Source organism: Streptomyces sp. NPDC048001 (assembly GCF_043203115.1).
GTDB lineage: Bacteria > Actinomycetota > Actinomycetes > Streptomycetales > Streptomycetaceae > Streptomyces > Streptomyces sanyensis.
Genome location: NZ_JBIDBN010000001.1, coordinates 476097 through 496085, shown reverse-complemented (window position 1 = coordinate 496085; position 19989 = coordinate 476097). Strand labels below are relative to the sequence as shown.

Genomic DNA, 19989 nt, shown 5'->3' with positions numbered 1-19989 from the left:
CCCCACCTGCTTCGCCGCCCCCTGCCTCGCCCGCGCCCCCGTCCGGCGCGGTGCCTGCCGGGATTCTGGCACCGCCGGGGAGGGCGGCGCGGGCACTACCGGATGCCGTCACCCTTGGCTCGTACGTACGAGGCGCCGTTCACGGCCGCCGCAGGCGCTCCGCTCCGGCGGCCCCGCACCCCGCCGCCGGGAGACGGGGTGCGGGCGTGCGCACACGGTGCCCCTGGGGTCCGAGTGTCCGTCGCCGTGATGCCTCGTTGTCCCGCACATGAAGATGACGGAGCTTGAGGACTACGCCGTGCGGCCGGGGCTGGTACGGGAATGGACGCTGCACCCTTCGGTGTTCTCGGCCGCGCGCCGGGCCGGGCGGGACGCGGCGCCTCCCTCGTACAACCAGGAGTCCCACATCCGCACCATGGCCCGGCTGACGGAGCTCGGCACCCGCACGGCGGACTGGGCCGGTGTGGCGTTCGAGCTGCCCGACGAGCTGGACACCGGGGCCTTCGGCAGGGCGCTGGTCGCCTGGATGGGCCGCCACGAGTCCCTGCGCAGCGGGTTCCGCCAGGCGGGCGGGGAGATGGCGGGCGGGGAGATGCACCGCTTCACCCTGCCCGCGGACGCGATCGAACTGAGCTGCGAGGCCCTGGGGGACTTCGGGGACGCGGCGGCGCTGAACCGCTTCCTGCGGGACCGGCTCGACGCGGGGACCCATACGCTGCGGTGGCCGAGCTTCGTGGTCGAGACCGTGCAGCGGACCGGTTCGGTGACGGTGCTGCTGGCCTTCGACCACCTGCACTTCGACGGCTACACGCTGTTCGGCATGGTGCAGGAGGTCCGTGAGTTCTACCTGGCCGCCCGTGAAGGCCGCGCCCCCGTGCTCGCGGCCACCGGCAGCCACGTCGGCTACAGCGCCGTGGAACGCCACGAGGCGCAGGGGATCGACCGCGGGCACCCCGCCGTCCTGGCGTGGGAGCGCTTCCTCGCGGACTGCGGCGGACGGCCGCCGCGCTTCCCGCTGCCGCTGGGGACCCGCGAGGGGGAGCTGCTGCCCCAGAAGTCGCTGTTCCGGTGGCTGCTGGACCCTGCCGAGACGGCCGCGTTCACGGACGTCTGCCGGGCCGAGGACACCATCCTGCCCTCCGGGGTGCTCGCCGCGGCCGCCATGACCGCGAGCGCGCTCGGCGCACCCGGACCGTACCGGACCGTGATGCCGTTCCACACCCGATCCCGCGCGGAATGGACCTTCTCCGTGGGCTGGTTCGTGGGCGTCGGCCCGGTGGAGGTGGACCTGCCGCCCGCCTGCGACTTCCGCACGGCCCTCCCCCTCGCCCAGGCCGCGGCCCGGGAGGCCCGCCGGGTGGCCCGCGTCCCGTTCTTCCGGGTCTCCGAACTCCTCGGCGTGGACTACCGGAGAACCGAGCCGGACCCGTTCTCGCTGCTCTCCTACATGGACCTGCGCGAACTCCCCGGTGCGAAGGACTGGGCCCGGTGGAACGCCCGCCTCCTGACCCGGATCTCCGACAGCGGCAAGGCGTGCCTGTGGGCCATGTGCGCGCCGGACGGCCTCTACCTGTTCGCCCGCCACCCCGACACCGGCGTCGCCGCGACGAACCTGCACCGGTTCGCGGAGACCTTCCGCGAGATCCTGCGATGCGTGGCCCGGACGGGGAACGCCGCCACCGCCGCGCCCCGCCGGGTCCCCGCGCCGGTATGACGCCCCGGCACCCCGGCACCCCGGCGCACGAGGGCCCGGTGCCGACCGGCGGGCGCCTCGGACCGGGGGAGCGGGCGGCGTGCCCCGGGACGGGGCCGCACGGCCCGGCCGTCCCGCGCGCCGCCCCCCGCGTGCCGGCGGCGCTCAGGCGCCGTTCCCGACGTCGATCCGCTCGGCCCCCGTGTACACGTTCATCCCGTTGCCGCGCAGGAAGCCCACCAGGGTGAGCCCCGACTCGGCGGCCAAGTCCACGGCGAGCGAGGACGGCGCGGACACGGCCGCCAGCACGGGGACGCCCGCCATCACCGCCTTCTGCGCCAGTTCGAAGGACGCCCGCCCCGACACCAGCAGGATCGAGCGGGACAGCGGCAGCCGGTCCTCCCGCAGCGCCCGGCCCACCAGCTTGTCCACCGCGTTGTGCCGACCGACGTCCTCGCGGACGTCCACCAGCTCTCCCTCGGGCGTGAACAGCGCCGCCGCGTGGAGCCCGCCGGTCCGGTCGAAGACCCGCTGCGCGGCCCTGAGCCGGTCCGGCAGCAGCGACAGCAGCGCCGGGGTGACCCGCACCGGGGGCGAGTCCTCGACCGGGAACCGGGCGGTGGTGCGGACCGCGTCCAGACTCGCCTTGCCGCACAGCCCGCAGGAGGAACTCGTGTAGACGTTGCGCTCCAGGGTGATGTCCGGAACGGGGACGCCCGGAGCGAGCCGCACGTCCACCACGTTGTAGGTGTTGGAGCCGTCCTCCCGCGCACCCCCGCAGTACACGATCGTCCGGAGCTCGGACGCCGAACCGAGGACCCCCTCGCTCACCAGGAAGCCCGCCGCGAGGGCGAAGTCGTCGCCCGGGGTGCGCATCGTGACGGCCAGTGGTTTCCCGTCGAGGCGGATCTCCAGGGGCTCCTCCGCCACCAGGGTGTCGGGGCGCGCGGAGACGGCCCCGTCGCGGATGCGGAGGGTGCGGCGGCGCTCGGTGACCCGTCCCATGCCTTCAGTCCACTCGTCCTTGGTCCGGCAACCGCCGGACACACCGGAAAGCGGCACCACCCGTGCCGCGGCGGGCGCCGCGGTCCCCCGGCCGTCCAACGCCGCGCGGACCTCGGCGCCCCCATTGTCCCGTACGGTCGCTCCGGGCCTCGCGGCGCCCGCCCCGCCGCCACGCCGGGGCAGGCGGAGGGGAAGCCTCCAAATCCTGGGCCGCGAAGCTGTGGGATCACCTGCCCCCGTACCCGCTGGTAGCAGCCAAGACTGGGTGGTTCATCGCCACCGCAGTACCGAGGGGAACCACCATGACCGGCTCACGTGTCGTCGCCGTCGGGCACTACCAGCCCGCCAGGGTCCTCACCAACGACGATCTGGCGGCCATGGTCGACACCAGCGACGCGTGGATCCGCAGCCGGGTCGGGATCTCCACCCGCCATATCGGCGGCCCCGACGAGCCGGTCGACGAACTCGCCGCGCACGCGGGCGCGAAGGCCCTCGCCTCCGCCGGCCTCACCCCGGCGGACGTGGACCTGGTGCTGGTCGCCACCTCCACCGCCGAGCACCGCTCCCCGAACACGGCCGCCCGGGTCGCGGCGCGCCTGGGCATGGGCGCGCCCGCCGTCATGGACCTCAACGTCGTCTGCGCCGGCTTCACCCACGCCCTCGCCACGGCCGACCACACCGTGCGCGCCGGTGCCGCCACCCGGGCCCTGGTGATCGGCGCCGACAAGATGGGTGACATCGCCGACTGGACCGACCGGAGCACCTGCGTCCTCGTCGGCGACGGAGCGGGCGCGGCGGTCGTGGAGGCCGCCGGTCCCGGTCAGGAGGCCGGGATCGGCCCGGTGGTCTGGGGCTCGGTCCCGGAGATGGGCCACGCCGTGCGGATCGAGGGAACCCCGCCGCGCTTCGCACAGGAGGGCCAGGCCGTCTACCGCTGGGCCACCACCCAGCTGCCCCCGATCGCGCGCCGGGTCTGCGAGCAGGCCGGCCTCGCCCCCGAGGACCTGGCCGCGGTCGTCCTCCACCAGGCCAACCTGCGGATCATCGAGCCGATGGCCCAGCGGATCGGTGCGGTCAACGCCGTGGTCGCCCGCGATGTGGTCGACTCCGGCAACACCTCGGCCGCCTCCGTCCCCATGGCCCTGTCCAAGCTGGTCGAGCGCGGCGAGATCGCCTCGGGCGACCCGGTGCTGCTCTTCGGGTTCGGCGGGAACCTCTCGTACGCGGGACAGGTGATCCGCTGCCCCTGAGCCCCGAGCGGGCCCCCGCCGCGCCACACTGGGCCCATGGCGACGAAGCGGAGTGCGGGGCTGCTGCTGTACCGCCGGAGCGGCGGCCTGCTGGAGGTGCTCATCGGGCACATGGGCGGACCGTTCTGGGCCGGCCGTGACGGGGAGGCGTGGTCCATCCCCAAGGGCGAGTACACGGCCGACGAGGAACCGGCCGCCGCCGCACGGCGCGAGTTCGAGGAGGAACTGGGTCTCCGGCCGCCGCCCGGGGCCTGGAGGCCGCTCGGCGAGGTCCGGCAGCGCAACGGCAAGATCGTCACCGCCTGGGCGCTGGAGGGCGACCTGGACACCGGGCTGGTGGTGCCGGGCACCTTCACCATGGAGTGGCCGCCGGGCTCGGGGAACCGCCGGGAGTTCCCCGAGATCGACCGCGCCCGGTGGTGCACTCCCGAGGCCGCCCGCCCGCGGCTGGTGGCCGCCCAGCGCGCGTTCCTCGACCGGCTGCTGGACCTCCTCGGCGAGGGCGGCGGCTGACGGCGCCCCCCGGGGGCGGGGCACCGGCCCCCCTCAGCCCGGGACGCGCTCCACGGGGATCCGCGGCTCCGCCTCGGCCGTCGAGCCGCCGGCGGCGACCCGGGCCCGCCGGATCTCGGGGCCGGCCTGCTGCGGAAGCCGCTCGCCGGGAACCACTGCGTGAACCGGGCTCCACTGCGTGAACACGTCGCGCCACAGCCGCTGGAGCGCCTCGGGGAAGGCGTCGGAGTCCCCGGCCACGGCCCGGGGGCCCGCGCGCCGGTGGGGGGCGGAAAAAGATGCTACCGACAGGTAGTGGGATGGTCGCCTGCCGTCCACCATTGAGCGCGAGCATGACAACCGCTCGTCCGGCCTCGGCGAGCGGGACATGAGTCGGTTCCACACCCGGGAGACCCCCCATGCACGCACATGCCATCGCCCTGCGCGCCGCCGCGGGACTCGCGGCGGTCGCCGTCCTCGTCGCCGTCCCGGCCACCTCGGCCTCGGCCGCGGACACGGCCCCCGAGCGCACCGCCCCGGCCTCCGCGGCCGCCATCGTGCCGGTGGACGTCGACTACGCCACCTGGCAGCGCGACGTCGCCGCCGTCGTCGCCGAGGCGCGGCCCTATGTCGAGGAGCGCGCCGAGCAGGCGGGACAGCAGAAGCAGGCGATCGTCCTCGACATCGACAACACCGCGCTGGAGACGGACTTCCACTGGTTCTGGGAGCTGCCGACGCCCGCCGTGGCGCCCGTCCGCGAACTCGCGCGCTACGCCGACTCGCAGGGTGTCGCCGTCTTCTTCGTCACCGCCCGCCCCGGCATCATCAGATCGCTCACCGACTGGAACCTGAAGAAGGCCGGCTACCCCGTCGACGGCCTCTACGTCCGCGATCTGCCCGACCTGTTCGAGGAGGTCAGCACCTACAAGACGGAGAAGCGGGCCGAGATCGAGGCCAAGGGATACACGATCATCGCCAACATCGGCAACAGCACCACCGACATCGTCGGCGGGCACGCGGAGCGGGCGTTCAAGCTGCCCGACTACGGTGGCAAGCTCTCCTGAAGCCCTGAAGCCCTGAAGCCCTGAAGCCCTGAAGCCCTGAAGCCCTGAAGCCCTGAAGCCCTGAAGCGTTGGGGCCCTGAAGCCGTGAAGCGTTGGGGCCCTGGGGTCCTGAAGTCCTGAAGCCCTGGGGCGCTCAAGTGCCGGGCCGGGGGTGCGGGGGCCCGCGGTGGGCGCGTCCCCGCGGGTCCCCGGGCCCCTCGCGGTCGCGCGTCACGGCGCACGGCGGGCCCGTGCAGGTCCCCCTCCGAAGGGGCGCTCCTCAGCCGATCCCCTGGCGGTCCGGCTCCAGGGCGAACACCCGGTCGGCGGTGACCGGCTGCTCGCCGGTCACCGCCCGCACCAGCAGGCCCCGGTGCCGCTCCAGGGGACCGCGCCGCTCCGCCGGCACGATCCTCAGCAGGTCCTCGAAGCTCGCCATCAGCCGCCGGGAGACCTGCGGGTCGTCCACGGCGCGACCGCGCAGCTCGGCGAAGCCCAGGTCGACCAGGTCCTCCCACTCCGGGCCCTCCTGCACCAGCCGCACCGCGCCCCCGCGGTCCCGATGGTGCACGGCGCCCAGGGGGCGGTGCGCGACGACCGCCAGGTAGGCCACGATCCGGTCGATGCACTGCACGGCCGTCGTGGGGTCGTTGACGCCGGGTGACACCGCCCTCAGCCCGATGTCCGCCAGCTGCCGCAGGCCGAAGCCGAGGTCCATGTGGAAGGTCCGCTCCACCCCGACGGACACCGCCGACCGCAGCACCGCCGTCGAGGGCGCCTCCGCCCCGTGCCCGTGCACCGCCAGGACGGGGGTCCCGGACACCACGTAGTCGCCGATCCGGGGGATCAGCCGCAGCACCACGTCCTTGCGCCGGGCGGCCCGCACCAGCCGGGCCACATGCACGTCCCGCAGCGTCCCCGCAGGTCCCCGGTGTTCCAGCCGCCCCCTCTCGGGCGGCAGGTCCGAGCGGTCCGGCGGCTGCACGGGCATCCGGGTCAGCCCGGTCAGCGACTCCCGCAGCACGCGGTCCACCACCGGGCCCACGCGCATCAGCTGCAGCGTCTGGGTGACGTAGGCGATGAACAGCAGCAGGCTGAGCCCGACCAGCAGCAGGGTGAGCAGGCTCTGGACCAGGGGCACCGAGGTCACCCGGGCCGGGTCCGTCTCGCTGTCGTAGGAGGTGAGCACCAGCAGCGAGAGCGCGAAGGTCGACAGGAACACCGCGAAGGTCGCCTTGCTGATGCGGCTGCGGGTGAACAACCGCACCACCCGCGGGCTGAAGTTACCCGCGGCCATCTGCACGGCCACCAGCGAGATGCTGAAGACCACGCCGATGAAGGTCATCATCGCCGAGCTGATCGTGGTCACGATCGCCCTGGCGTCCTGTGCCCAGGACACCAGGGTCCGCACGGCCTCGTCCTGCCCGGCCTGCTGGAGCTCCGTGAGGATCGCCTCGTCGAGCGCCTGCGCCCCGCTCCAGACGAACCCCACCAGGAACAGGGCGGCCGTGGGGGCGAACCAGAACGTGTCGCGCAGATGCTCGCGCAGGGGCGAGAGAGGGCGCGGCTGCCGCGTGCGGCGGGGGGTGGGAGGGCTGCCGGTGCTCACACCGCCGACGCTATCCCCACGCAGCGTGCACGCGTGGGCACACACGGCGAGGGGTGTCGTGGATGGTGCGTCCGGGCGTCGCTGACCACGGCAAATGCGGGTGAGGGGCGCCGCGAACCCCTGGTATTGTTGTCCATGTCGCCGCGGGAGACCGGGGCCGACCGCCTGGTCCGGGTGGCGGAATGGCAGACGCGCTAGCTTGAGGTGCTAGTGCCCTTTATCGGGCGTGGGGGTTCAAGTCCCCCCTCGGACACCAGCAGAGACCCCAGTTGATCTGGGGTTTTTTGCATTTCCGGGCTGCGGTGCGACCGGCCGTGCGACCAACGGCCCAGGGAATCGCCTGGTCGGAGCAGGGAAAGGTACGACGCCGGCCGTGGTCGGTCTGGCTCCCGCGGGCCGGGCCGGGGCCCGGATCGCCCGCGTTCTCGGGGGTTCGGGACACTGTGGTGGCTCGGTGCAGTCCTGTCGTTCTCGGGTGGTGCTCCTGCGATGACAGCGACCATGTGACGGGCATTGGTCACCGCGAACGCTCAGTCTCGTTGCTCGACAGCCCCTACCGCCTCAACGGTTCTCAGCTCTGCGGATGGTCACCACGGACGAGAACGGATCGGCAGACGGCACCAGCTCCCTGGAGGAAGCCTCTACCAGGTGCGCCGGAGCATCGCCATGCTGCAAGGCGGTCACGTATTCGATGATCTGAGCGTGGGAGAGCGCCGGCACCTTTCGGCGCAGGGTGTGCATGGCGTGAACCCTCCCACGGGCCTCTGCCACCGCCCGGACCTCTTCGTGCAGATCGTCTACTGCGGTCCGTGTGACCTGACTTCGCATACGAACTCGGTAGTCCGCCTCCCACGCGTCCACGACTGCGGAGGCGACACCGATCTGGTGCAGGCTTCCGTCGACACGGTCAACAAGGTACGGTCCGTTCCCGGCCAGCGCGAAGTCTGGATTGCGGGTGCGCAGATACTCCGCAGACGTCCAGGAAACGATCCATACCAGCTCATGCTGCTCTATATGAGACACAGTCATACGGATCGGGTCAACCCCAAGCGACAGCTCCCGCTGGTAGTCGCGTTCCAGCTCTTCCTCGACGATCTGAACCGCGGCATCTCGCTCGATCATTCTGTCAGCATCCCGTAGGGCTTGGATGGCTACCACCGGTTTCCTGCTCGCTTCACGTCTTCGCGGACCACAGTGGACACACGTGGACGGCGCCAAGCGACGTTGCTGATTCTCCGGGTGATGGGGTTCCGAACGATCACTTGCCGTGCCTCCGCCACAGATGCTGAGCCAGAACCGCTCGAAGGGAGCGAAGCCAGCGATCAGTCCTGTCCTGACGGAGTACACGGAACACTCTCTTCTCGTGCTGCAGCCGCAGTTGCCGTGGTCCGCGACTACCCGGCCAATCCGGCTGGCCTGTCAGCCCCCGGGAGCTTCTTCTTGCTGCACGCGCTCGAACCTGACCGGCGCCACAGACGGTGCGGAGATTGTGTCGCCTTCAGCGAGCCCTTGAGGGTCCTCGTAATCGGCGGGTAGCACGATCAGCATCGTGTGAGGGCGCGGCAGCCACCCAACCTCTTGAGGTGGATCGCAGTGCTCGATGCCGATGACCCGTACCAACTGCTCGGGAATACCCACGCCACAGCTGTCACCCGCAGATAGCGTCCAGGGGGCAGGATCGGTCTGGAAGAGGCTGAGCCGAGACTCGTAAGAGCCTTGCGTGCGCGGGATCGCGTAGTGGCCGTTCCACCGGATTTCGGAGTCAGGATCGATCTGCTCCCATGGCCAGGCGATGGACACGTGCCGGTCTGAGATCTCGACTACCCGTGTGGGAGCGAAGACACAGCTGACACGCAAGATGTCGCCCACCTTGATCGTTCCATGGCTCATCATGCCCTGTCGCTCCTTGCCACGCGTGAACTGCACGTTCGGCGCGCGGTTGGTGTGAAGTGGCTTCGGGGCGGGAGATCACAGGCCCCGTTCTGTTGACGTGGTTGTGGGGGTCGGTGGCTGCGGCGGCGGTAGTGGCTGAGGCGGGCTCGGTGCTGATGGCGGCGGCGCCGGCGTGACCAGTGCGGGACGTGTTCGGCCTCGTGTCGGACGGTGTGGACGACCTTGGCCGGCAGGCGGCGGATTTCGTTCACGCTCAGTCGTATCAGGTCGTGGTCGCCCCCCTTTTCACCGGTGGTGGCGCGTCGGTGGGCGCGGTTCATCCGGTCGTGGTGTCCTCGGCCTCCCAGCGAAGCAGGTCTCCCGGCTGGCATCCGAGCACCTCGCAGAGCGCGGCGAGCGTGGAGAAGCGCACGGCCTTGGCGCGGCCGTTCTTGAGTACCGCCAGGTTGGCGGGCGTGATTCCCACGCGGTCCGCGAGTTCGCCCACGGACATCTTGCGTCTGGCCAGCATCACGTCGATGTCGACGGCGATCGGCATCAGATCACCTCGTCCAGCTCGGCCCGCATCCGCGCTGCTTCGACGTCGCGGGCGACGGCCTGGGCGAGCAGTGTCCGCAGTACGACCACGATGAGCGCGACTCCCAGGATGGCCACGCCGATGCCGCCCATCACGAGGGTGACGCCCGGGTCGTCCCGCTGACCGGGCGCGTTGAGGGCCGTGACCGCGAACCACACGAGAGCGGCCGCGACGATCGCGCCGATCAGGACGTCCACGTACCGGAAGGCCGCGTGGGAGAAGACGGTTCCGCGTCGCACCCTCGTCACCAGTCCCCAGATGCAGACCAGGGCGACCTGGGCCGTCCCGATGCCCAGGACCGTCATGACGCGCAGCCAAGTCAGCGGGAGTGCCCCGTCCTCCGGATCGTTTCCGCTGACCAGGGTCCACGCCATCAGTGCCTGAACCAACAAGGCGCCGGTGAACACCAGCGCGATCACGGCGCGCAGCGCATGCACGGTCAGTCGTCCCATGCTCCGTCCTTCCATCGAACCACGACAAGAATCTATCGAATATCGATAAGTGAGGCAAGGTTCGGGCCGAGGGGCGGGCGGTGGTCCCGCCCACGGGCGCCCTTCCCCGCCCCGCGGTCGGCCGGCGGCCCCGCCCCGCGGGCTTGTGCCGGCCCTGACCGCGCGCCATCGTCGGAGAGGGGCCTGCTCGGAGCGGAGCGCCGCCCCGGGCGGGTGCTCCCGCGGACCGAAGGAGGCCCCCCGATGACGACCCCGCCCCGCCGGGACGGACGGCGGGCGCACCCGCGCGCCCGCCCCGGGCGCACCGGCCCCGCCTGGCTGGAGGACGCCGTGCTCTACCAGGTCTACCCGCAGTCCTTCGCCGACTCCGACGGCGACGGCATCGGGGACCTCGCCGGTATCGAGCAGCACCTCGACCACCTGGCCTGGCTCGGGGTGGACGCGGTGTGGCTCAACCCCTGCTTCGCCTCCCCGTTCAGGGACGCGGGCTACGACGTCACGGACCATCTGGCCGTCGCACCCCGCTACGGCACCACCGGCGACCTCGCCCGGCTCGTCGACAGGGCCCGCTCCCGCGGCATCCGCGTACTCCTCGACCTCGTCGCCGGTCACACCTCCGACCGGCACCCCTGGTTCACCCGCTCCGCCCGGGACCCCGGGGACCACCGCTACATCTGGGCCGACACCGACGAGCGGCCCGGCGAGGGCTTCGAGGCGTCCCCGGGCACCCGGCGCGGCTGGTACCGGCCCAACTTCTTCCCGAGCCAGCCCGCCCTGAACTACGGCTACGCCCGCCCCGACCCCGCAGAGCCCTGGCGCCTGCCCGTCGACGCCGAAGGGCCCCGGGCGAACCGCGGAGCGCTCCGCACGACCATGGACCACTGGCTGGCCCTCGGGGTGTCCGGGTTCCGGGTCGACATGGCCTCCTCCCTGGTGAAGGACGACCCCGGCCACGCCGAGACCGCCCGGCTCTGGCGGGAGCAGCGGGCATGGCTCGACCGGGCCCACCCGGAGGCGGTGCTGATCGCGGAGTGGGGGGACCCGGCAGCCGCGCTCGCCGCGGGCTTCCACGCCGACTTCCTCCTCCAGTTCGGCGGAGACGCCGACGGGCTGGCGCTGCGCTCGCTGTGGAGCAACGGCACCGGCACGGTCCACGAGCACTGGGCACCGCTGCCCGCCTACTTCGACGCCGAGGGCGCGGGTGCCGTGGGCACCTTCCTCGGCGACTGGCGGGCCGCCGCGGAGGCGGCCCGTCTCGCGGGCGGGGGCGTGATCGCCCTGCCCACCGCCAACCACGACTTCTCCCGTCTGGCCTCCGGGCCCCGCACCGCCGAACAGCTCCGTGCGGCCTTCGCGTTCCTGCTGACCTGGCCCACCCTGCCCGCCGTCTACTACGGCGACGAGATCGGCATGCGCTATGTCGAGGGGCTCCCCGACCACGAGGGTTCCATGCTCGGCCCCCGGTACAACCGGGCCGGGTCCCGCACCCCCATGCAGTGGGACGACACCCCCGGGGCGGGCTTCTCCACCGCCCCCGCAGAGGCGCTCTACCTGCCGCTCGACCCGTCCCCCGACCGCCCCAGCGTCGCCGCCCAGCGCCGGGACCCCGCCTCCCTGCTCCACCTCGTGCGCCGGCTCATCGCCCTGCGCAGGGCCGCCCCCGAACTGGGGCCCCGGGGCGCCGTCCGCGTGCTGGCCTCCGGCTACCCCTTCGCCTACGTCCGCGGCGAGCGCTACCTCGTCGTCGTCAACCCGCGCCGCGAACCGGCCGGATCGGACCTCCCCGGCACGGCGGCGGCGCGGCCCGTACTGGTGGAGGGCGTCCGCGTCGGCGCGGGGCGGGTGGCGGCGGAGGGCCACGGCTTCGGCGTCTTCGAACTCCCCTGACCGGACGGCCGCTCCAGGACGGGCTCCGCCCCGGCCCCCGGAGCACCGCACGGGACCCCCGGTTCCCGGAGCACCGCACGGGACGGGCCCCGCCCCGGCCCCCGGAGCACCCCGGTGACATAGTCCTGACATGAGTCTCACGGCGCGACAGCTCGCCCTGGCCACCCTGGATCGCCAGCTCCTGCTCGAACGACGGCACCTCGACGTGGCCGAGGCCGTCCGCCGGGTCTGCGCCCTCCAGGCACAGGAACCCGCCTCCCCCTACCTGGCCCTGTGGAACCGGGTACGGGACTTCGCGCCCGAGGACCTCGACGCCGCCTTCGCGGACGGCCGGATCGTCAAGGCCAGCCTCATGCGCATCACCCTGCACGCCGTCCACGCCGAGGACTACGAGCCCTTCCGTGCGGCCATGCTCGCCACCCTGCGGGCCTCGCGCCTGCACGACCGCCGCTTCGCCGCGACGGGGCTGGCACCCGAGGACGCCGACGCGCTGCTCCCGGATCTCGCCGCGTACCTCCGCCGGCCGCGCACCGGCGCCGAGGTGGAGCGGGAGGTCACGGCACGGCACGGGGAGCACGCGCACCGCATGTGGTGGGCGCTGCGCACCTACGCACCGATCCACCACGCGCCGACCGGCGGGTCCTGGGCCTTCGGGCACCGCAACGCCTACCGCGCCTCCCCGGCAGCCCCCGCGGCCGACGGGCCGGACACCGATGGCGGTGTCCGGCACCTGCTGCTCGCCTACCTGCGCGCGTTCGGCCCCGCGTCGGCCCAGGACTTCGCCCGCTTCACCCTGCTGACGCGCTCCGTGATCGCCAGGGCGGTGCGGCAACTCGGCGACCGGGTGGTACAGGTCGCGGGCTCCCCGCGGGCCCCCGTCCTCGACGTGGCCGGGTCGGGGGTGCCCGCCGACGACACCCCCGCGCCCCCGAGGCTGCTGCCGATGTGGGACAGCACCCTGCTGGCGCACGCCGTCCCCGGCAGGCTGATGCCCCCGGAGTACCGTCCTTTCACGGTCCGGCGCAACGGCGATGTGCTGCCCTGCCTGCTCGTCGACGGACGGGTCGCCGGTGTCTGGCGGGCGGTCGGCGCCGGAGTGGAGCTGACCGCCTTCCACCGGCTCGGCAGGGCCGCGTGGCGGGGCCTCACCGAGGAGGCGGAGGGCCTCTGCGGCGTGCTGGCCGCCCGGGACCGCAGCGTCTACCGCCGCTACGGGCACTGGTGGGAGAAGGGGCTCCCCCATGCCGAGCAGAGGATCGTCGGGAGCTGACGGGAGCTGACGGGAGCAGACAGGAGCAGACAGGAGCAGACGGGCCGAGCGGGAGCCGAACGGGGCGCCGGCGCGGCAGGTGACCCGGCCCGGTCGGTGGGCGCGGGACCCGCGGTGCCCGCGCATCCGGGAACCGGCCTTCGCCGGGTGCCCGGGCGCTGCGGCTACGGCGGCTGCTTCAGGCGCCCCCGACCGGCAGGCGGTGGAACACGGGGCCCCCGGACGGCCGGGGCAGCGAGGGCAGGAAGTGGCGCAGCACCGCCGCCGAGGGAGCGAAGAGCCGCTCCGGCTGCGGCAGTTCGTCCGGGACGAACCACTCCCATCGGACGATCTTGTCCGGCTCGCGCACTCTCGCGAGGCCCGTGGCCGCCGGGGCCGTGGCCGCGGCCGTCACGCGGGTGAGCCCGCGTTCGCCGTCCAGCAGCACGGCGCCCACGGTGATGGCCGCGGGGTCCAGCCTCAGCCCGGTCTCCTCCTCCACCTCGCGGGCCGCCGCCTCCTCGAACCGCTCGCCGGGATCGACCTTGCCACCGGGGAGTTCCCAGCGTCCGTCGTGTCCGAGGCCGAGCAGGACCCGCCCGGCGGGATCCCGCAGGGCGACGCCCACGCCGATCAGCCCGTTGGGCGAGGGCGACACCCGCTCCGGGCGCTCGGCCGAGGGTGATCCGTTCATCGAGTCTCCTTTGTGGATACCCGCGGCTTCGGCCGGGGGAGGAAACGAAGCTCTTGCGGAGCGGGGCAGGGATAGCCGGTTCGCCGCCAGGGCGGACCGGCGTCCACTTTCAACTGCCCGCGCTCGGTCACAAGCTGATGCGGTAACATGTGAGCCCTGAAGACCACCCACGCGAAGCGGGCGTTCAAGTACCGCTTCTATCCGACCGACGTGCAGGCAGCAGAGCTGTCCCGCACGTTCGGTTGCGTGCGGAAGGTCTACAACCTCGCCCTGGCCGCACGCACGGAAGCGTGGACGCGACAGGAACGGGTGAACTACAACCAGACGTCGGCAATGCTGACGGCCTGGAAGAAGACCGGGGAACTCGCCTACCTCAACGACGTCTCCTCCGTCCCGCTCCAACAGGCCCTGCGCCATCTCCAGACGGCGTTCACGAACTTCTTCGGCAAGCGGTCCAAGTACCCGCGCTTCAAGTCGCGGAAGAAGTCGCGGAAGTCGGCGCAGTACACGACCAGCGCGTTCCGGTTCCGGGACGGCAGGCTGACCCTGGCGAAGATGGCTGAGCCGCTCGACATCGTGTGGTCCCGTCCGCTGCCCGAGGGCGCGTCGCCGTCCACGGTGACCGTGTCCCAGGACGCGGCCGGACGCTGGTACGTGTCCCTGCTGGTCGAGGACCCCTCCGTCCAGCCGCTCCCCGCCACCGGCACAGCCGTCGGCATCGACGTCGGCCTCGACCACCTGCTGACGCTGTCGACTGGGGAGAAGGTCTCCAACCCCCGGCACGAGCGACGCGACCGTGCCCGTCTCGCCAAGGCCCAGCGGCAGCTTGCCCGCAAGGCCAAGGGCGACGGCGCCAACCGGGCCAAGGCACGCCGGAAGGCCGCCGAGGTCTACGCACGCATCACCGACCGCAGGCGTGACCACCTGCACAAGCTCACCACTCGGCTCGTTCGTGAAAACCAAACGATCGTGATCGAGGACCTCGCCGTTCGGAACATGGTGAAGAACGGCAGTCTGGCCCGCGCCATCTCCGATGCCGCGTGGTCGGAGTTCCGGAGCATGCTGGAGTACAAGGCCCAGTGGTACGGCCGCGAAGTGATCGCGATCGACCGCTGGTTCCCCAGCTCGAAGCTGTGTTCCGTCTGCGGCACCTTGCAGGACAAGATGCCGCTCAACGTCCGCACCTGGACGTGCGACTGCGGGACGACCCATGACCGGGACGTGAACGGGGCGAAGAACATTCTGGCCGTCGGGCTGACGGCGTCTGTCTGTGGAGCTGGTGTAAGACCTCAACGGAGTGCTCCGGGCAGGCAGTCGGCGATGAAGCAGAAAACCCCACGGCGCGAGCCGTAGGAATCCCCCTCCTTCAGGAGGGCGAGGAAGTCAAGCCCACAGTCTGCCGCCCGCCCGGTCCGAAGCGGAGGGGGCGGCGCCGCGGTGCCCCGGCGGGTGATGACGGTGCCTCAGGCACCCGCCTCCGCCACGGCCGCCGCGTCGGCCAGCACGGCCAGCGCAGAGGCGAGCGCCTCCGCTCCGGACCCGGCCGGGCCGCCCGGCTCGGCCATGTAGAGGTCCCGTCGTATCTCCACCATCAGGGCGGCGACCCGCCGGTCCCGCCCGTAGTGCTCCAGCGGCACGTACGTCCCGGCGAACGGGCTGTCGAGGCCCGTTCCGCCGAAGCCGTCGAACGCCCTGCGCGCCGCCTCCCGCAGCCACGGCGGTGTGTGGAAGGGGTCCGTACCGAGGCAGACGGGCGGCCGGGGGCCGTCGCCGTGCAGCTCGTACGGGAGTGGCGCACTGGGGTAGGAGTGCACGTCGATCACCACGGCCCGCCCCGTGGCCGCGAGCCGGTCGTCCACCGCCTCGGCCACCGCCCGGGCGTAGGGGGCGAAGTAGCGCCCGAGGAGCCCGCGGGGGTCGAAGTCCCCGGCCCGCAGCGGCCGCCCGTGCGCGGTACGTGTGTACACGGCGCCCATCCCGGCGGCGAGCATCTCCTCCCGCTCGTCCGGGAAGCGCTCCGGGTCGACGGCCAGCCGGGACAGCCGGTTGACGAACTGCCAGGGCCTCTCCCGCGCCAGCCCGGCGGCCCTCGCAGCCAACTCGGCGGTGTGGGCGTCGGTGAGAAGGTTGAGTTCGCGCTCCAGCGCCTCGTCGTCCAGCAGGATCCCCTGGCGTACCTCGGGCGGCAGAGCGCGCGAGGAGTGCGGCACGTGCAGGAGCACGGGGGAGCCGGCAGCTCCCGGCAGGACGTGGAAGGAAGCGTCGTCGCGTGTGGTCATGACGTCATGGAAGCGCATGCCGGGCGGGCACGGCACCCCCGTTCATCCGTGCGGAAGGCCCGCCGCGCCGCCGGGCCGGGTGCCGGGCGGCGGCCCTCAGCAGCGGGGGAGCGCGACGGAGGAGGGCGGGGGCACCCGCTCCGCGGCGAGTTCGGCGACCATCTCCTCGCCCTCGCCCTCGGTGTCCCCCGTGACGCGAGCCCAGCGAGGCGTACGGCCGACCGGCCGCGGTGTTCCCCGGCGCGTAGGACAGGCGCAGGACGCGGCAGTCCGGCGCGCCGCCAGCCGTCCGGACAGTGCGGCCGCCGCCGCCCGTCCGGCACCCCCGGCCCTGCTCCGCTCCGTCGATCGGCAGGCCGCCGATCCCGTACGGGCCGTCCTCGTCGCGTGCCCCCGTCACCTGCCCCACGACTCTGCCGTCGACGCGGACGGCGAGGGAGTTCCACACCCCGCCGTGCATCGAGAGCAGCGGACGGCGCGCGGCCCGTGCGGGGGCGTGCGCGCACTGCCCGTCCAGCGGTGCGACGTCGGCCACCGCCCGCCAGTTCCCGTCGTCCACCTCGTGCAGGGTGACCGCGCGCCCCGCCGTGTCCGTGTACCCCGATTCGCTCACCGGCGCGGGCTACGCGGCCGGGGTCTTCAGGCGCCGGGAAATTCCCGGTGCACCCCGGCCCGCGCGGCCCTAGCCTGATGCGCATGCCCCCGTCGAGAACCTCCTACGTCTGCCTTCCCTGCCGCGCCTCCTACAAGCAGCACTCCGACCCGTCCCGGCAGCGGGTGTGCCCCCGCTGCGCCGCGCCGCTCGTCCACGCGGGCTCCGCGTTCGCGCCTCCGCCGCGCCGGGACCGGGCCGCCTGGCGGACGCTGTCCGTGCTGCTGAACGCGGGCGTGCGTTTTCGCGCGGGCTGCTGCGGGGGTCCCGGATACCGCCCCCGTACCCTGCGGGAGGTCCGCGAGCGGATGGTGCACGCCGAGCGCACGGGCGAGCCGATCGCCCGGGCGCTGGTACGCCCCGAACTCCCCTGACCGGCAGGGGCCCGGCCGGTCCCGCCTGCGCGCGGACGAGATATCCGGTGGTGGGAGCGGGCCGGCGGCGGTGATGATGCCGCCATGAGCGAACACCCCCCGCCCGTGCAGGCCCTGCTCGTCGTCGACGTCCAACGCGCCTTCGTGGCCGGGGACGGCGCCGTGCCCGGTGCCGAGCGGCTGCTGGCGCGGACGGCGGATCTGATCACCCGGGCACGCGCGGCCGGGGCCCTCCTCGTGCACCTCCAGAACGACGGGCCGCCCGGCGCGGAGGACGAGCCCGGCACACCGGGCTGGGAACTCCACCACGCGGTCGTGCGCGGCCCGGACGAGACGGTGGTGCGCAAGGAGGAGGACGACGGCTTCGAGGGGACCCCGCTGGAACGGCTGCTGGAGGACCGCGGCGTGACGGCCCTCGCGGTCTGCGGGCTGATGTCGGAGATGTGCGTCCGGGCCACCGCGCAGGCGGCACTGTCGAGGGACCACCGTGTGGTGCTGCCGCACGACGCCCATGCCACCCACGACATCCCGGCGGCGCCGGGCATCGCCGACGCCGTGCCCGCGGCGGTCGTCTCACGTGTGGCCGAGTGGTCCCTGGGCAGCGACGCGGAGGTGGTCCCCCGCGCGGCGGAGGTGCGCTTCACCCGCCCGCCCGCGGTGCCGCCGCGCTGACCGCGGGGCGGCGCCGCCCCGCGCCGCCCCTCACCTGCGGGCGGAACCCGGCCACCCGGCCGCGGCCCTCCCCGCCCGGGCGGAACCCGCGGCGCGCCGGGACCGGCGGCGGACCCACGGTGCGAGCTGCACCGCGCCGAAGGCGACCTCGACGACCAGGAAGAACCACAGCAGCCGCGGCGCGCCGTGCGCCAGGGCGTAGCCCTGCCACAGCGCGAACAGCACCCGTGCCGCACCGTCGAAGACCCCGTGCACGGCCCGCGTCCCGGTGAGGCGCAGCAGGGCCCAGACGACCACGACCGAGCCCATGAGGTTGGCGTAGAGCGTCTGCATCGGGTCGAGCGGGGGCATTCCGCCGAGGCCCAGCGCCTCACCCGACCACGACAGCGCGCGGTGGAGCAGCGTGTACGTCCACGGGGTCATGAAACCGGCGGTGACGACCAGGTCGTACCAGGCGCTCGCACGCACCAGCCGCAGATAGCGGTGCGAGGCGGTCAGGGGAGGGAAGGGGGTCACGGCGGGCTCCTGCTCGGTCGGTCTTCGGTGGAGCCCGACCGTAAACAGTGGAGTACGCTCCAGGGTCAAGGCCGGACGGCGACCGCGGCCCGGTGCACGGACTCCACGGCCCGGCGGAGGCGGCGATGCGTATCGGCGAACTGGCGGAGCGTGCCGGGATGAGCCGGGACGCCATCCGCTTCTACGAGAAGCTCGGGCTCGTCGAGGGCCGCCGACTGCCCAACGGGTACCGGGACTTCCCGCCGGAGACGGTGGACTGGCTCCGGCAGGTCCGCACCGCCCGGCGGCTCGGCTTCACCCTCGCGGAGATCGCGCAGCACGGCGAAGGCGTCCGCGGGGCCGCGGACGCCGCCGGGGCGCTGGACGCGCTGCTGCGCGAGAGGATCCGCCTCATCGACGAGCGCATGGCCGAACTCGCGGCCCTGCGCGCCGACCTCGACGCGCGTCTCGGCGTCCCCTGCCCGGTGCTGACGGGAAGCTCCGACTGAGCCCGCCGGGCCGCCCGGGGCCGCCGGGCCGGGCGGGCGGGCGCCGGGCCGGGCGGGCGCCGGACCGGGCAGGCGCCGGGCCGGGCGTCCGCGCGCCGGATCAGGTCGCGGGCCCCGTCCCCGTCCCCGTCCTCGTCCGGCTCCGCCCCTTCGCGGCCGGCGTTCGCCAATCACCGCACTGCGCAACGGAGTTGCTTGCCCCCGTCCCGCCCGCCTGCGAAGATCACTGGTCGACCGCTGCGGGTGGCCCGTCCCCCGCACGCCCACCAGTGAGGGAGTCCGACCATGACCGGGACCGATCCGGCCGCCTTCTCGCGGATCGACACGAGCAGGCCGCATCCGGCCCGTGTCTACGACTGGTACCTCGGCGGCAAGGACAACTACCCGGTGGACGAGGAGCTCGGCCGCCGGATCATGGGAGTGGACGGGACGGCGCAGCACGTCGCACGGACCAACCGCTGGTTCATGCAGCGGGTGGTCCGCTGGCTCGCGGGGCAGGCCGGCGTCCGTCAGTACCTCGACATCGGCACCGGCATCCCGACCGAGCCGAACCTGCACCAGATAGCCCAGGCCGCGGACCCGGCCGCGCGGATCGTCTACACCGACAACGACCCCATCGTCCTCACCCACGCCGCGGCGCTGCTGCGCAGCACCCCCGAGGGGGCGACGGACTACATCCAGGCCGATGTCCGCGACCCCGGGCGCATCCTGCAGGAGGCCCGCAGGACCCTGGACTTCGACCGCCCCCTGGCCCTGTCGCTGGTGGCGCTGACGCACTTCCTGGGCGACGAGGACCGGCCCTACGACCTGGTGGCCGAGCTGGTCCGGGCGCTGCCCTCGGGGAGCTACCTGGTGCTCTCCCAGCTCACGGCCGACCTCGACCCGGCGGCCGTGATGACCGGCGTGCAGATGTACAAGGCGAGCGGCGTCACCCTGGCGCCGCGCACCCACGCCGAGGTGGGCCGCTTCTTCGAGGGCCTGGAACTGGTCGACCCCGGCGTCGTGCAGGTGACCGGGTGGCGCCCCGAACTGGCCGTCGACGAGGCCGTGCTGGAGGGCGCCGTGATCTCCCTGTACGGAGCCGTGGGCCGCAAGCCCTGAGCGGCCGTACGCCCGGAGCCCCCTGCCGCCCCCGGTCCGGGGGCGGCAGGGAGCGCCGGGCGC

Annotated in this window: 21 protein-coding genes and 1 tRNA gene; 12 read left to right on the top strand and 10 right to left on the bottom strand. The window is 73.3% G+C overall.

Features of this window, described 5'->3' with window-relative positions; genetic code table 11:
* Window positions 1-274: 274 nt before the first annotated feature.
* Window positions 275-1714, top strand: coding sequence for a condensation domain-containing protein (locus tag ACGF15_RS02080; RefSeq protein ID WP_392796592.1), 1440 nt, complete (start codon window positions 275-277; stop codon window positions 1712-1714).
* A gap of 144 nt (window positions 1715-1858) precedes the next feature.
* On the opposite strand, the gene fdhD is transcribed toward ACGF15_RS02080, so the two are convergent.
* Complete coding sequence (gene fdhD / locus ACGF15_RS02075; RefSeq protein WP_362613856.1) at window positions 1859-2698, bottom strand: formate dehydrogenase accessory sulfurtransferase FdhD; 840 nt, start codon at window positions 2696-2698, stop codon at window positions 1859-1861.
* Between the two features lie 302 nt (window positions 2699-3000).
* Here fdhD and ACGF15_RS02070 point away from each other — a divergent pair, with 302 nt between their 5' ends.
* The gene (locus ACGF15_RS02070) at window positions 3001-3948 is read left to right on the top strand and encodes a beta-ketoacyl-ACP synthase III (protein WP_345608865.1); all 948 of its coding nucleotides are present in this window, start codon (window positions 3001-3003) and stop codon (window positions 3946-3948) included.
* Between the two features lie 36 nt (window positions 3949-3984).
* The gene (locus tag ACGF15_RS02065) at window positions 3985-4461 is read left to right on the top strand and encodes an NUDIX domain-containing protein (protein ID WP_392796591.1); all 477 of its coding nucleotides are present in this window, start codon (window positions 3985-3987) and stop codon (window positions 4459-4461) included.
* Window positions 4462-4494: 33 nt separating this feature from the next.
* Here the strand turns inward: ACGF15_RS02065 and ACGF15_RS02060 are convergent, their stop codons facing one another.
* Window positions 4495-4782 carry an AraC family transcriptional regulator gene (locus ACGF15_RS02060; protein WP_392796590.1) on the bottom strand — a complete coding sequence of 96 codons (288 nt, stop codon included), beginning with the start codon at window positions 4780-4782 and terminating at the stop codon, window positions 4495-4497.
* A 77-nt stretch (window positions 4783-4859) separates the two neighbouring features.
* Here ACGF15_RS02060 and ACGF15_RS02055 point away from each other — a divergent pair, with 77 nt between their 5' ends.
* Window positions 4860-5504: an HAD family acid phosphatase gene (locus tag ACGF15_RS02055; RefSeq protein ID WP_392796589.1), complete on the top strand. Its 645-nt coding sequence runs from the start codon at window positions 4860-4862 to the stop codon at window positions 5502-5504.
* A gap of 259 nt (window positions 5505-5763) precedes the next feature.
* Here ACGF15_RS02055 and ACGF15_RS02050 read toward each other — a convergent pair whose 3' ends face one another.
* The gene (locus tag ACGF15_RS02050) at window positions 5764-7092 is read right to left on the bottom strand and encodes a DUF2254 domain-containing protein (protein ID WP_392796588.1); all 1329 of its coding nucleotides are present in this window, start codon (window positions 7090-7092) and stop codon (window positions 5764-5766) included.
* Between the two features lie 168 nt (window positions 7093-7260).
* Here ACGF15_RS02050 and ACGF15_RS02045 point away from each other — a divergent pair.
* Window positions 7261-7348, top strand: a tRNA-Leu gene (locus ACGF15_RS02045).
* 305 nt (window positions 7349-7653) lie between these two features.
* Here the strand turns inward: ACGF15_RS02045 and ACGF15_RS02040 are convergent.
* The 4 genes from ACGF15_RS02040 to ACGF15_RS02025 all read right to left on the bottom strand — a co-directional run bounded on the left by ACGF15_RS02040 (window position 7654) and on the right by ACGF15_RS02025 (window position 10014).
* Window positions 7654-8214 carry a YrhB domain-containing protein gene (locus ACGF15_RS02040; protein WP_392796587.1) on the bottom strand — a complete coding sequence of 187 codons (561 nt, stop codon included), beginning with the start codon at window positions 8212-8214 and terminating at the stop codon, window positions 7654-7656.
* Window positions 8215-8511: 297 nt separating this feature from the next.
* On the bottom strand, window positions 8512-8985 hold the full coding sequence (locus tag ACGF15_RS02035) for a hypothetical protein (RefSeq protein ID WP_392796586.1): 474 nt from the start codon (window positions 8983-8985) through the stop codon (window positions 8512-8514).
* 316 nt (window positions 8986-9301) lie between these two features.
* Window positions 9302-9523 (bottom strand): helix-turn-helix transcriptional regulator, encoded by a 222-nt coding sequence (locus ACGF15_RS02030; protein WP_362615380.1) that lies wholly within the window; start codon window positions 9521-9523, stop codon window positions 9302-9304.
* The gene (locus ACGF15_RS02025; RefSeq protein ID WP_362615381.1) at window positions 9523-10014 is read right to left on the bottom strand and encodes a DUF2975 domain-containing protein; all 492 of its coding nucleotides are present in this window, start codon (window positions 10012-10014) and stop codon (window positions 9523-9525) included. Before ACGF15_RS02025 ends, ACGF15_RS02030 begins: the two co-directional genes overlap by 1 nt.
* Window positions 10015-10257: 243 nt before the next feature.
* Here ACGF15_RS02025 and ACGF15_RS02020 point away from each other — a divergent pair, with 243 nt between their 5' ends.
* Complete coding sequence (locus tag ACGF15_RS02020; RefSeq protein WP_392796585.1) at window positions 10258-11901, top strand: alpha-amylase family glycosyl hydrolase; 1644 nt, start codon at window positions 10258-10260, stop codon at window positions 11899-11901.
* 130 nt (window positions 11902-12031) lie between these two features.
* The gene (locus ACGF15_RS02015) at window positions 12032-13171 is read left to right on the top strand and encodes a winged helix DNA-binding domain-containing protein (protein ID WP_345608850.1); all 1140 of its coding nucleotides are present in this window, start codon (window positions 12032-12034) and stop codon (window positions 13169-13171) included.
* A 178-nt stretch (window positions 13172-13349) separates the two neighbouring features.
* Here the strand turns inward: ACGF15_RS02015 and ACGF15_RS02010 are convergent, their stop codons facing one another.
* The gene (locus ACGF15_RS02010; protein WP_345608849.1) at window positions 13350-13844 is read right to left on the bottom strand and encodes an NUDIX domain-containing protein; all 495 of its coding nucleotides are present in this window, start codon (window positions 13842-13844) and stop codon (window positions 13350-13352) included.
* A gap of 156 nt (window positions 13845-14000) precedes the next feature.
* Between ACGF15_RS02010 and ACGF15_RS02005 the strand changes: the two genes are divergently transcribed.
* Complete coding sequence (locus ACGF15_RS02005; protein ID WP_392796884.1) at window positions 14001-15197, top strand: RNA-guided endonuclease InsQ/TnpB family protein; 1197 nt, start codon at window positions 14001-14003, stop codon at window positions 15195-15197.
* Window positions 15198-15307: 110 nt separating this feature from the next.
* Here the strand turns inward: ACGF15_RS02005 and ACGF15_RS02000 are convergent, their stop codons facing one another.
* A complete protein-coding gene (locus ACGF15_RS02000; protein WP_392796584.1) occupies window positions 15308-16123 on the bottom strand; it encodes an N-formylglutamate amidohydrolase in 816 nt (271 codons plus the stop codon).
* Between the two features lie 696 nt (window positions 16124-16819).
* Between ACGF15_RS02000 and ACGF15_RS01995 the strand changes: the two genes are divergently transcribed.
* Window positions 16820-17149, top strand: a complete 330-nt coding sequence (locus ACGF15_RS01995) for a deoxyxylulose-5-phosphate synthase (protein WP_392796583.1) — start codon at window positions 16820-16822, stop codon at window positions 17147-17149.
* Window positions 17150-17233: 84 nt separating this feature from the next.
* Complete coding sequence (locus tag ACGF15_RS01990) at window positions 17234-17821, top strand: isochorismatase family protein (RefSeq protein WP_392796582.1); 588 nt, start codon at window positions 17234-17236, stop codon at window positions 17819-17821.
* A gap of 30 nt (window positions 17822-17851) precedes the next feature.
* Here the strand turns inward: ACGF15_RS01990 and ACGF15_RS01985 are convergent, their stop codons facing one another.
* A complete protein-coding gene (locus ACGF15_RS01985; RefSeq protein WP_392796581.1) occupies window positions 17852-18337 on the bottom strand; it encodes a hypothetical protein in 486 nt (161 codons plus the stop codon).
* Window positions 18338-18462: 125 nt separating this feature from the next.
* On the opposite strand from ACGF15_RS01985, the gene ACGF15_RS01980 reads away from it, so the two are divergent.
* The gene (locus ACGF15_RS01980; RefSeq protein WP_392796580.1) at window positions 18463-18825 is read left to right on the top strand and encodes a MerR family transcriptional regulator; all 363 of its coding nucleotides are present in this window, start codon (window positions 18463-18465) and stop codon (window positions 18823-18825) included.
* A gap of 285 nt (window positions 18826-19110) precedes the next feature.
* On the top strand, window positions 19111-19926 hold the full coding sequence (locus tag ACGF15_RS01975; RefSeq protein ID WP_345608837.1) for an SAM-dependent methyltransferase: 816 nt from the start codon (window positions 19111-19113) through the stop codon (window positions 19924-19926).
* Window positions 19927-19989 lie beyond the last annotated feature (63 nt).